The organism is uncultured Amaricoccus sp. (genome assembly GCF_937858865.1).
Lineage (GTDB): Bacteria > Pseudomonadota > Alphaproteobacteria > Rhodobacterales > Rhodobacteraceae > Amaricoccus.
Genome location: NZ_CALLYO010000139.1, coordinates 1 through 11548, shown reverse-complemented (window position 1 = coordinate 11548; position 11548 = coordinate 1). Strand labels below are relative to the sequence as shown.

Below are 11548 nucleotides of genomic sequence, written 5' to 3'. Positions count from 1 at the left end.
CCCGAGCTGCGGCCGGGCGCCGCCTTGCGCGAGGCGGCGCTGCGGCGGACCAACGCGCTGCGCCAGCTCAACGACCGTGGCGGTCTGCTCGGCGATCTCTCCGAGCGGCGGTTCATCGTCGTGCGCGGGGTCGATCCGGTCACCGGCGGCGATCTCGAGCGCGCCACGCTGAGCGTGCAGGCGGTGGTGAACGACGCCCCGGCGCTGGCGACCGATGCCGACCGGGCGGCGATGGCGGCGGCGCACGACAAGCTGCTCGACCGCGTCAACCAGGCGTCGCGGACGCAGGCGGAGAAGGCGCCCGAGGAGCTGGCGGCGCTGCTCGCCGAGGCGCGGGCGGCCGAGGCCGCGGCGCAGGCGGTCGAGGCGGCGGTCGCCGCCCGGCTCGACGGGACGGGCGAACGCGTGCTGCCGCAGCTCGGCACCTTCCTCGGCCGGATGGTCGCGACACTCGCGCGCGTCTCGGCGCTGCGCGCGGCGGACGCGGCGGACGCGGCCGCGGCGGCGCCCGGTCCGCCGGCGCCGGGCCTTCGCCCCGAGCCGCCGCTGCACGCCACGGCCGCACCGGCCGCCGCAACCTCAGGAGGCGCCGCCGTGCCGGACCGTCTCTCCAACCGGGCCGAGGTCATGGCCTGCCTCGACCGGATCATCGAGTTCTACGACCGGACCGAGCCGGCGAGCCCGGTTCCCTACCTCGCCCGCCGGATGCGCCGGATGGTGCCCATGGACTTCCTCGAGCTCATGGAGGACCTCGCCCCCTCGGGGCTGAAGGAGTTCCGGTCGCTTGCCGGACTGAGTGACGACCGCAAGGCCCCGACCCGCACGCAAGGTGACAAGACATGAGCGAAAGCAAGGCGAAGGTAATCGAACGCAACCGCGCCCCGCGGGTGCAGATCGCCTACGACGTCGAGCACTACGGCAGCCCGACCACCATCGAGCTGCCGTTCGTCATGGGCGTGATGGGCGGCCTCGCCGGCGCGTCCGAGACGCCCGAGGCGGCGAAGCCGGTGGGCGACCGCAGCTTTGTCGACGTGGACGCCGGCCGCTTTCCCAAGTTCATGGAGGCGCTCTCCCCGCGGGTAAAGGCGCGGGTGAAGAACACCCTGCCGCAGCTGGAGGGCGCCGAGCAGGAGGAGGAGCTGGCGCTCGACCTCAGCTTCCGCTCGATGGGCGATTTCGCCCCCGACCGGATCGCCGAGCAGGTGCCGCAGCTCGCCGAGCTGATGAAGATGCGCCGGCAGCTGGTCGAGCTGCTCGGCTTCATGGACGGCCGGGTCGACGCCGAGAAGCGCATCGCCCAGCTCCTCAACAACGAGCCGCTCCTCGCCCAGGTCGCGCAGACGGCGATCGAAGCCGAGAAGGAGAGCTGAGATGGCCGAGCAGGAGAAGGTCGCCGCGAGCGTGGCCGAGGCCGAGGCCATCGACCTCGGCGACTATATGGAGCACCTGGAGAAGGACTTCCGGGTCAAGAAGGACGACAGCGAGCGGCTGCAGGCGCTGGTGAGGAACCTGGCGCTGGCCGCGCAGGCGCGCTCCGAGACGACGGCGATCTCGTCGAACGCGATCAAGTCGGTGAAGGCGCTGATCGCCGGCATCGACCGGATGCTGACCGAGCAGATGAACGAGGTGCTGCACGCGCCCGAGGTGCGCGAGATGGAAGGCACCTGGCGCGGCCTCTGGTATCTCGTGAACAACACCGAGACGGACCAGAAGCTGAAGATCCGGGTGATGAACATCTCGAAGACCGAGCTCGCCGATACGCTCGAGGACTTCGAGGGGCAGATGTGGGACCAGAGCCCGGTCTTCCGCAAGGTCTATACCGACGAATATTCGATGTTCGGCGGCGAGCCCTTCGGCTGCCTCATCGGGGCCTACGAGTTCTCGAACCATCCGAAGGACGTGGGCCTCTTGCGCAACATCTCGGGGATCTGCGCCTCGGCGCACACGCCCTTCATCGCGGCGGCCTCGCCGCGGCTCTTCCGCATGGACAGCTGGCAGGAGCTGCCGAACCCGCAGGACCTGCAGCAGATCGTCTCGAACCCGGCCTATGCCTCCTGGCAGTCGCTGCGCGAGAGCGAGGATGCGCGCTACATCGGGCTCGCCATGCCGCGGGTGCTGGCACGGCTGCCCTATGGCGCCGAGACGGTGCCGGTGAAGGGCTTCGCCTTCGAGGAGGAGGTGGCGGGCGATCACGAGAAGTACGTCTGGATGAACGCCGCCTTCCCGATGGGGGTGAACATCAACCGCAGCCACAAGCTCTTCGGCTGGGGGACGCAGATCCGCGGGGTCGAGAACGGCGGCGCGGTGCTGAACCTGCCGGTGCACACCTTCCCGACCGACGACGGGTCGGTGGCGATGAAGTGCCCGACCGAGGTCGCGATCGACGACCGGCGCGAGGCGGAGCTCGCCAAGCTCGGGCTGATGCCGATCCTGCACCGCAAGAACACCGATATCGCCGCCTTCATCGGCGCCCATTCGCTGCAGGACGACGAGGCACGGGCCGGGCGGCTGGTCGATCCGGACGCCCAGTCCAACGAGCGGCTGAGCGCGAACCTGCCCTATCTCTTCCCGGTGTCGCGCTTCGCGCATTACCTGAAGGCGATCGCGCGGGACAAGATCGGCTCCTTCAAGGAGCGCGCCGACATGCAGGTCTGGCTGACCGAGTGGATCAACCGCTACGTGCTGGCCAATCCCGCCTTTGCCGACGACAAGGCGCGCGCGAAGCGGCCGCTCGCCGCCGCCGAGGTGCAGGTCGACAGCGTCGAGGGCCGGCCGGGATATTACGCGGCGCGCTTCTACCTGCGCCCGCACTACCAGCTCGAGGGGATCAACGCCTCCTTGAGGCTCGTTTCCGAACTGCCGTCGGTGAAGCAGTAGGGGGCCGGGGACCAAGTCTGAGAATGCATTTGTGACGTGAGTTCTTTTGGGAGATCAACGATGAAGATCGACGGCTTTCTCAAAGTGCCTGACATTCCCGGACCGAGCGAGCGCGACGGTCACGAAGAGGAGATCGAGATTCACGGCATCGATTTCCGCATGGAGGCCCCGCACGATCCGAACAGCCTGTCGCGGCGGGGCCGGGTGGCGCTCGATATGATCGTCTTCACCAAGTACTATGACATGTCCTCGCCCTATCTGAAGAAGGCGCTGTTCGACAATACGCTGATGGACGAGGTGGTCTTCTCGGCGCGGCGCACCATCGAGGGCGAGACCTCGGACTATCTCGTCGTCACGCTGACCAATGCGTCGGTGATGAAGTACGAGATGCACCAGGCGAGCGACGAGCCGGACCTGATCGAGGAAGAGGTTGGCTTCGCCTACCACGCGATCAAGTTTGTCTACGACAAGGACCACGAGATCGAGATGAGCGTGCGCGTCGGCGTCTGACGCGCGCGGGGGGATCGTCCGATGCGGGAGCCGATCGCCGTCCTCCGGGCGACGCGCGAGGCCGTCCAGCCGTCGCTCTGGGACCGTCTGGTCAACGACCTGCCGGGGGTCGCCTCGGAGATCGCGGGGCTGTGGGCGGCGCTGGCGCAGGAGCTCGGCGAGGAGCCGCTCGAGGCGCTGCTCGCCGGTAGCGTCCGGGCCGTCGAGGCGGACCCGCTGCTGACGCCGGCACAGAAGGAGCGGCTGACGCGGCTCCTCGCCTGCGAGCGGCGGCGGGCGGAGCTCGAGGCGCGCGGCATCGTCGTCTCGCCGGACGTGCTGCGCGAGGCGGTGCGGCGCGACATCGAGGTGCTGTTCAACAGCGAGCGTTTCGAGAGCGTGCCGCTCGTCACCCCGCGCGAGGCGGAGGCGGGGGCGGATCATCCGCCCTCGCTCGCCGACTATCCCGAGGTCAGGCGGAGCGTGGTGAACTTCGGGGTGCCGCCCTTCGCAGGGCGATCGGCGCGCGACTTCGACCGCGATGCGCTGGCGCGGGAGATCCGGGCGCTGCTCGCCGTCTTCGAGCCGCGGCTGAAGGAGAAGGCGACGCGGGTCGCAGTCAGCCTCAGCGAGAAGACCGGGGTGGCGATCGAGATCGAGGGGCTGCTGATGATGTCGCCGGCGCCCGAGCGGCTGCGGCTGCGCACCCTGGTCGACCTCGAGACCGGGCGGGCCGAGACCCGCCTCCGGGAGGCCTGAGGTGGACCGGGCCTTTCTCGAATACTACGAGGACGAGCTGGCGCACGTCCGGGCGCTGGCGGGCGAGTTCGCCGAGATGCATCCGGCGGTGGCGCGCAACCTCGCGCTCGACACGACGCCCTGCCCCGACCCCTACGTCGAGCGGCTGCTCGAGGGGGTGGCCTTTCTCGCCGCGCGCACGCGGCTGAAGCTCGATGGCGAGGGGGCGCGCTTCGCCCGAGCGGTGCTCGACGCGCTCTATCCCGACCTGATCGCGCCGACCCCGGCGGTGGGGATGGCGGTGCTGCAGCCGGGGCAGCAGGTGCAGACGATGCTGGCCGGGCACGTGGTGGCGCGCGGGACGCGGCTCGTCGCCGGCCTGCGGCCGGGGCTCTCGACCCGCGCCGTCTTTACCACGGCGCAGGACGTGACGCTCTGGCCGGTCGAGATCCGGGCGGTCTCCTATCACCAGGACCGGAGCGCGCTGGCCGCGGCCGGGATCGGCAGCCTGGCGGGAGAGGCGGGCCAGGCGGCGCTCAGGCTGACGCTGGCGCGGACCGGCGCGGCGCCCGGGCCGCTCGCCGAGCTGGAGCTCGACCGGCTCGACCTGCATTTCGCCGGGCGGGCCAAGGCGCCGGCGCTCTTCGACGCGCTCTTCGGCGCGGTGTCGGCGGTGGGGGCGCGGCCGGCGGCGGCGCGCGAGGCGCTGGTGCCGGTGCGTGGGCCGTCGCTGGTCGGGATCGACGACCGCGAGGCGCTGATGCCGCGCACGCGGGCCGGGTTCGAGGGCTACCGGCTGCTGCGCGAGTATTTCATGATGCCGGAGCGGTTCCATTACGCGCGGCTCGACGGGCTCCGCCCCGTCGTGGCCCGGTCGGCCGGCGGGATCGAGGTGGTCTTCCTGCTGCGCCGGCCGGTGCCGGAGCTCGCCGACGTGCATCCGGCCGACCTGCGCCTCTTCGCCACGCCGGTCGTCAATCTCTTCGAGCGCGACTGCAACGTGGTCGAGATCGACCCGCGGCGGCCGCGGCAGATCCTGCACGCCGACCGCACCCGGCCGCGCGACTTCGAGATCTACCGGGTGACCGAGGTCGAGGACGCGGACCGCGAGGGGCCGGAGGCGCGCATCCCGCCGCTCTTCGGCTTCGCGCCCGAGCGGGGCCGGCCGGTCTGGTGGGCCGAGCGCCGGCCGCGCCGGCCCGGCGAGGACGAGCGGCGCGAGGGGCGCATGCGCACCTCCTATGCCGGCGACGACCTCTTCCTGACGCTCTCGAGCCCGCCGGGCACCGCGCTGCCGGGCGAGCTGCGGCGGCTCGAGGCGCGGGCGCTCTGCACCAACCGCGACCTGCCGCTGCTCGACGACCAGCCGTCGCTGACGCTGGAGAGCGGTGACCCGGTGCAGGCGGTGACGCTCCTCGGCGCGCTGCGCCGGCCGCGGCCGGCGCTGGCGGCGGTGCCGGCCGGCCGGCCGGGCGAGAGCCGCGCCGACGAGCTGGCCTGGCGCCTGGTGGCACAGCTCTCGCTCAACTACCTCGGGCTCGCGGTCGAGGGGGGCGCGCTCGAGCCGCTGCGCACGACGCTCGATCTCTACGCCGACCGCGGCGATCCGGCGCTCGCCCGCCACGCCCAGGCGCTGGTCGGGGTCGAGGCGCGCCCGGTCGTCGAACGGCTGCCGATCCCCGGCCCGCTCTGCTTCGGCCGCGGCACCGGGGTCACGCTCGAGATCGACGAGGCCGTCCTCGCCGGTCACAGCGTGCTGCTTCTCCCGGCGCTGCTCGCCCGGCTCTTCGCGCGCTACGCCGCCGTCAACGCCTTCGTGCAGACCCGCACCAAGCTCCTGCATGGCCAAGAGGAGGTGCCATGGCCGATCACCCTCGGCAACCGCAGCCTGGTGTGAGCGGGGGCTCCGTCCCCAGCGCCGAGGCCATGGATTTCTTCGAGCTCCTGCGGCGGCTGGAGCGCGCGGGGAAGCTCTTCGGCCGCGGCGGCCTGCCGGACCGCGAGCCGGCGCGGCTCGGCCAGGAGCTGCGCCTCGGCTTCGCGGTGCGGGACGTCGCGCAGCTTGCCCCGGGCGGCGAGCGGACGCCGGCCCGCGTCTCGGCGACCCTCTTCGGGCTCTTCGGCCCGGAGGGGCCGATGCCGCTCCATCTCACCCGCTGGATGCTCGACCGGCTGGCGCAGCGCTGGTTCACCTCGGGCGTCGAGGGCGCCACCAGCGACCGCACCTTCCTCGACTTCGCCAATGTGCTGCAGCACCGGATGTTCGCCCTCTTCTACCGCAGCTGGGCCGACCAGAATCCGGCGGTGCAGGAGGAGCGCGCCGAGGGCGGGCGGCTGCGCACGATCCTCGCCGCCATCGCCTGCGCGAGCGGGCCCGCGCTCCAGGCCGAGAAGCTCGACCAGGCGGCAGCGCTCGGCCACCAGGTGCTCGGCCCCGAGCGGCTTGCCCAGCTCGTCGGCGCCGCGGTCGGCGCGCCGGTCGAGGTCGAGGAGTTCGTCGGGGCCTGGTCGGAGCTGCCGCGGCGGCTGCAGACGCGGCTCGGCGCCGCGCACGCCGGGCTCGGCCGCGGCGCGACGCTCGGGCCGCGCATCTTCTCGCGGCAGGGCCGCATCGAGATCCGCATCGGCCCGCTGCCGCTGGCCGACTACCTCGATTTCCTGCCCGGCGGGGCGCGGCTCGAGGCGCTGCGCCGGGCGGTGCTGCACGGCATCGGCGAGACGCTCGACGTCGATTTCCGCCCGATCCTGCGCGCCCGCGACGTGCCGGCCGCGCGCATCGGCGCGGCGCGCATCGGGCGGACGGCGTGGGTGGCGCCCGCGCGCGCGGCCGACGCCCGCGACCTGCGGCTCCGGGCGATCGTCGGGCTCGCCCCCGAAGGCGCGAGGGCGGCTGCATGAGCCTCCTGATGACGCTGGTGCGATCGCCGAGGCCGCAGGCCGTGCGGCAGATGCGGCTCGACGAGGGCGAGCTGGTGATCGGACGCAGCGCCGAGGCGGACTGGCGCATCGACGACCCCGACCAGTATGTCTCCCGGGCGCATTGCACGATCTCGGGCCGCGGCGGGGCCTTCTCGGTCACCGACACGTCGAGCGGCGGGCTCTTCGTCGACGACGCGCGGGCGCCGCTCGGCGCCGGCCGGTCGGCCGCGCTCGGCGACGGGATGCGGCTCCGGCTCGGCGACTATGTGATCGAGGTGGAGCTCGAGGCCGGCCGCGGCGCGCGCGACGCGCCGGGGGCCGCGGCCCGGCCGGAGTTCGACGCCGACGCCTTCTTCGCCGCGCCGGTCGCCGAGCCGGTCCGGCCCGAGCGCCCGCCCGACCTGCCCGATCCCTTCGAGCGGGCCCCGGGGTTCGCCGCGGAAGCGGCGCCCGAGCGCCGGGCGCCGCCGCTCTTCGACGATCCCTTCACGCTCGATCCTGCCGACACCGGACGCCTGCGCGAGCGGCCGCCGCCCGGAACCTTCGACTGGGGAACCCCGGCGCCCGCGCCGCCGCCGCCGCCCGCACCTCCGGCACCTGCCGCACCTGCCGAGAGCTTCGCCTGGGGCGAGCCGGCCCCCGCGGCGACGCCGGCGCGGCAGCAGCCGCCGCGCGTGGCACCCCGCCCCGCCGATGCCGATGCGGTCGCGGCCTTCCTGCGCGGGCTCGGGATCGACGCGGCGGACGCGCCGGCCGATCCGCTGGCGCGGATGGAGGCCTTCGGGCGGGAGTACCGGATGATGGCCGAGGGGCTGATGCGCCTTCTCCGCATGCGGGCCGAGGAGAAGGGCAACGCGCGCATCGCGCAGACCGTCGTCAGCGCGCGGGTCAATCCGCTGAAGTTCATGCCGACCGTCGAGGACGCGCTCGCGGTGCTGCTCGCGCCGCCGAGCGGCGGCTTCACCGACGCCGAGACCTCGATCCAAGGCGCGGTGCGCGATCTCGCCCAGCATCAGGTCAACACCTGGCGCGGCCTGCAGGCGGCGCTCCGGCGCATGGTCGACCGCTTCGATCCCGCGGCGCTGGAGAAGGAGCTCGAGGCGCTCGGCCTGCTCGAGACGCTGCTGGCCGGCGGCCGGCGCGCCAAGCTCTGGGAGCTCTACGAGAAGCGTTTCCGCGAGATTGCCCGGAGCGCGGAGACCCGCTTCCTGGGCGAGGTCGGGGCCGATTTCCGCGACGCCTACGAAACCGAGAAGGAGTGAGCCATGCAGGACCCCAAGCTGAACCGGCGCGCGTTTCTCGCCACCGCTGCCGCGGCGGGGCTGCTCGCCGCCTGCGGCGGGGGGCCGAAGCCCGCCACGGTGACCGTGGCCGCGACCGGCGGAGCGGGAATGAACGCGAGGGGCGGCGCGGATCGCCCGGTGACCGTCTCGATCCTGCGGCTGAAGGACGCCGGCGCCTTCAACTCGGCCGACTATTTCGCGCTGCAGGAGGATGCCGCGGGGGTGCTCGGCGCCGATCTCGTCGGCATGGACCAGATCGCCGTCGCGCCGGGGGGCGCCGCCTCGAAGACGGTGACCATGGAGCCCGAGGCGACGACGCTCGGGCTCATGGCCGCGCTCATCGACCCAGCGGGCAAGACCTGGCGGACGGCCGTGCCGGTGCAGCCCGGCAGCAACGTGACGCTCAACGTGGCGCTGGGGCCGTCGGGCCTCTCGGTGACGACGGCATGACGCGGGAGCAGAGGGGATGAGCCACGGTGACAGGGTGCTCTGGTCGGAGGGGCTCTTCCTCCGGCCGCAGCACTTGCAGGAGCAGGACCGCCACACCGAGACGCTGGTGCGCGGCGCGCTCCAGGCCGGCTGGCTGCAGAGCTGGGGCTTCCGCTCGCTGGCGCTCGACCAGGCGCTCGCCGACGCCGGGCAGATCGCCGTGACCGAGGCGCGCGGCCTCTTCCGCGACGGGACGCCCTTCGCCATCCCCGAGACCATGGACCCGCCCGCGCCGGTGGCGATCGGCCGCGATACGCCCGCCGGCGCGGTGCTGCTGGCGCTGCCGCTCGAGATGCCGGGCGGGGCGAGCTTCGACCCGGCCCATGCCGCGCCCTCGGGCGCGCGCTTCCGCGGGCGGATCAGGCGCGTCCGCGACGCGGTGGCGGGGGGCGGGGAGTCGGAGGAGATCGAGATCGCGCGCCCGGTCGCGGCGCTGATCGCGCCGGGGGGCGATGCGGGCGGCTACACGACGCTGCCGGTCGCCGGGCTGACCGGGCTCCGCGCCGACGGGGGCGTCGCCTTCGACGAGGCGTTCCTGCCGCCGGCGCTCGCCACCGCCGCCTTGCCCTTCTACGGCCAGCTGCTGCAGGAGGTCGTCACCGGCCTCGACCGGATCGCCGAGGCGCACGGCCGGATGGTGCTGGGCGGCGCGGGGCGGAGCGTCGAGAACCTGCTGGTGCTCGAGCTCGCCAACGCCGCGCGGCCGCGCCTCGCCCACATGCTGGCGCAGGACGCCTTTCATCCGGCCGATCTCTACCTCGAGCTCGCCGGCCTCGCCGGGCGGATGGCGACCTACGGCTCGGGCTCACGCCGGCTGAGCGAGCTGCCCGCCTACGACCATCTGGCGCCGGGGCCGGCCTTCGCGGCGCTGACCGACACGCTGCGCTCGCTGATCCTGTCGCTGCGCTTCGTCGAGCCGAAGTCGCGGGCGCTGCCGGTGATGAAGCATGCGACCAACATCTGGAAGGTGCGGATCGACTCGCCCGAGGTGCTCGAGGGCAGCCGGATCGTCGTGCGCGTGGGATCGGAGCTGTCCGACGACGCGCTGCGCAAGATTTTCGTCAACCAGGTCACGGTCGGCTCGGCCGGCGAGTTCGACGCGCTCTGGAAGTCGCGCCTGCCCGGCATCGCGCTCAAGCCGCTGCACTCGCAGCCGCGCGAGATCCCCTACGACGGCGACCGGCTGTGCCTCGAGCTCGACCGCAAGAGCGAGCATTGGACCAGCCTGCGCGACGCGCCGGGCTTCGTCATCGGGGTCTCCGGCGTGCTGCCGAGCGAGCCGCAGCTCGACTGTTTCGCGGTGCACCGATGATGCGGGGCAGGTGATATGGCGTCGCGCGAGGATCCCTTCGGGCTCGACGAGGACAGCGGCCGGACCCGCATCCGCCCGCTGCCGGCGGCCGGCGGGGCCCGCGGCCCGCGCGGCGGCCGCCGGTGGCGCTGCAGCCGCGCGAGCATCCGAACCCGCTGATCGCCGCCTTCGGCGCGCTCCTCGCCTTCGCCCCGGAGCTCGAGTCGGCCACGGCGCCGGGCGATCCCGAGACGCTGCGCACCCGGCTCCTCGACGGCCTCATCGCCGCCCGCGACGCCGCCGTCGCCCGCGGCGTGTCGCTCGCCAAGGCCGATTCCTGCGCCTGGGCGGTGGCGGCGCTGCTCGACGACCTCGCGCTCAACACCCCCTGGGGCGGCACCAGCGCCTGGCCGCGGCAGCCGCTCGTCTCGACCCTCTACGGCGATGTCGACGCCGGCGCCCGCTTCTTCGACCGGCTGGAGGAGCTCGAGGCGCATCCGAACCGCGACCCGGACATGCTCGAGCTCTTCTACTTCTGCCTCTCGCTCGGCTTCCGCGGCCGCTACCGGGTGCCGGGCCGCGCCGGCGCGCGCTCGCTCGCCGCGGTGCGGACCTCGACGGCGCGGCTGCTGCGCGACCCCGAGGCGGCAACCGCACCGCTCTCGCCCAACTGGCAGGGGGTTGCCGCCGCTGACGAGCCCCGGCAGTTCACCGTGCCGCTCTGGGTGCTCTTCGCCGCCGCCGTCGTCGCCGCGGCCGGCGTCTACTTCGCCCTCTCGCTGCAGCTCTCCGGCCAGTCCGAGCAGCTCGGCGTCCTCGCCCGCGCGCTGCCGCCGGCCGAGCGCGCCGAGATCTACCGCCCGCCGCGCGATACCACCCGGCCGCCCGCGCCCCCGGCCGAGGCCGCCGACTTCGCCCTCGTCCCCGCCCTGGAGGCGGCGGCCCCCGAGGGCCTGCGCCCGGCGCTCAAGGGCAGCGAGACCGTCTCGCTCGCCACCCTCGTCGTCCAGTGGACCAACCCCGAGGTCTTCCGCTCCTCGCAGGCCGAACTCACCGAAGGCTTCGAGCCGCTGATCGCCGCGCTCGGCCAGGCGATCGCCGAGAACGCCGACCTGATCGGCAACGTCACCGTGGTCGGCCACACCGACAGCATCCCGGTCGGCGGCGCCAACCCCTTCCACGACAACCAGGGCCTGAGCGAGGCGCGCGCCGCCACCATAGCCCGCATCCTCGTCGCGAACGGCGCGCCGCCCGACCGGGTGCGCTCCGAGGGCCGCGCCGCCGCCGAGCCGGTCGCGTCGAACAGGACCAGGGAGGGCCGCGCGCTCAATCGCCGGGTCGAAATCCTGGTCGAGAAGAGGCTCTGAGATGGTGGTGCTGCGCTTCCTCTGGGCGGTCCTCACCTCCCGCTGGCTCTGGAGCCTGATCGGGATCGCGCTGCTCGGCACGATCGTCTGGCTCT

General features: G+C 73.4%; 11 protein-coding genes. All 11 read left to right on the top strand.

Going from position 1 to position 11548, the window contains the following annotated elements; all coding sequences use genetic code 11:
- Nucleotides 1–843 (top strand): hypothetical protein (locus Q0112_RS04005; RefSeq protein WP_297971725.1); only part of this gene is annotated, 843 nt, incomplete at its 5' end.
- A complete protein-coding gene (gene tssB / locus Q0112_RS04000) occupies nucleotides 840–1370 on the top strand; it encodes a type VI secretion system contractile sheath small subunit (protein ID WP_297971723.1) in 531 nt (176 codons plus the stop codon). The genes Q0112_RS04005 and tssB, both read left to right, overlap by 4 nt.
- A gap of 1 nt (nucleotide 1371) precedes the next feature.
- A complete protein-coding gene (tssC, locus tag Q0112_RS03995; RefSeq protein WP_297971720.1) occupies nucleotides 1372–2877 on the top strand; it encodes a type VI secretion system contractile sheath large subunit in 1506 nt (501 codons plus the stop codon).
- A gap of 60 nt (nucleotides 2878–2937) precedes the next feature.
- Nucleotides 2938–3387, top strand: coding sequence for a type VI secretion system tube protein TssD (locus Q0112_RS03990; RefSeq protein ID WP_297971717.1), 450 nt, complete (start codon nucleotides 2938–2940; stop codon nucleotides 3385–3387).
- A 21-nt stretch (nucleotides 3388–3408) separates the two neighbouring features.
- Complete coding sequence (locus Q0112_RS03985) at nucleotides 3409–4125, top strand: type VI secretion system baseplate subunit TssE (RefSeq protein WP_297971714.1); 717 nt, start codon at nucleotides 3409–3411, stop codon at nucleotides 4123–4125.
- 1 nt (nucleotide 4126) lies between these two features.
- Nucleotides 4127–6001 carry a type VI secretion system baseplate subunit TssF gene (gene tssF / locus Q0112_RS03980; protein ID WP_297971712.1) on the top strand — a complete coding sequence of 625 codons (1875 nt, stop codon included), beginning with the start codon at nucleotides 4127–4129 and terminating at the stop codon, nucleotides 5999–6001.
- Nucleotides 6002–6030: 29 nt separating this feature from the next.
- Nucleotides 6031–7002 carry a type VI secretion system baseplate subunit TssG gene (gene tssG / locus Q0112_RS03975; RefSeq protein WP_297971709.1) on the top strand — a complete coding sequence of 324 codons (972 nt, stop codon included), beginning with the start codon at nucleotides 6031–6033 and terminating at the stop codon, nucleotides 7000–7002.
- Nucleotides 6999–8285, top strand: coding sequence for a type VI secretion system-associated FHA domain protein TagH (tagH, locus tag Q0112_RS03970; protein WP_297971707.1), 1287 nt, complete (start codon nucleotides 6999–7001; stop codon nucleotides 8283–8285). The genes tssG and tagH overlap by 4 nt, the downstream gene beginning before the upstream one ends.
- 3 nt (nucleotides 8286–8288) lie before the next feature.
- A complete protein-coding gene (gene tssJ, locus Q0112_RS03965) occupies nucleotides 8289–8756 on the top strand; it encodes a type VI secretion system lipoprotein TssJ (protein WP_297971704.1) in 468 nt (155 codons plus the stop codon).
- A 16-nt stretch (nucleotides 8757–8772) separates the two neighbouring features.
- Nucleotides 8773–10107: a type VI secretion system baseplate subunit TssK gene (gene tssK, locus Q0112_RS03960; RefSeq protein WP_297971701.1), complete on the top strand. Its 1335-nt coding sequence runs from the start codon at nucleotides 8773–8775 to the stop codon at nucleotides 10105–10107.
- A 122-nt stretch (nucleotides 10108–10229) separates the two neighbouring features.
- Entirely contained in the window at nucleotides 10230–11453 is a 1224-nt protein-coding gene (icmH, locus tag Q0112_RS03955) for a type IVB secretion system protein IcmH/DotU (protein ID WP_297971699.1), read from the top strand.
- Nucleotides 11454–11548: the final 95 nt, after the last annotated feature.

Bases quoted from the DNA above. Each gene is read 5' to 3' on its own strand.
- tssB (WP_297971723.1), top strand. From the start codon at position 840: ATGAGCGAAAGCAAGGCGAAGGTAATCGAACGCAACCGCGCCCCGCGG.
- tssC (WP_297971720.1), top strand. From the start codon at position 1,372: ATGGCCGAGCAGGAGAAGGTCGCCGCGAGCGTGGCCGAGGCCGAGGCC.
- Q0112_RS03990 (WP_297971717.1), top strand. From the start codon at position 2,938: ATGAAGATCGACGGCTTTCTCAAAGTGCCTGACATTCCCGGACCGAGC.
- Q0112_RS03985 (WP_297971714.1), top strand. From the start codon at position 3,409: ATGCGGGAGCCGATCGCCGTCCTCCGGGCGACGCGCGAGGCCGTCCAG.
- tssG (WP_297971709.1), top strand. From the start codon at position 6,031: ATGGATTTCTTCGAGCTCCTGCGGCGGCTGGAGCGCGCGGGGAAGCTC.
- tagH (WP_297971707.1), top strand. From the start codon at position 6,999: ATGAGCCTCCTGATGACGCTGGTGCGATCGCCGAGGCCGCAGGCCGTG.
- tssJ (WP_297971704.1), top strand. From the start codon at position 8,289: ATGCAGGACCCCAAGCTGAACCGGCGCGCGTTTCTCGCCACCGCTGCC.
- tssK (WP_297971701.1), top strand. From the start codon at position 8,773: ATGAGCCACGGTGACAGGGTGCTCTGGTCGGAGGGGCTCTTCCTCCGG.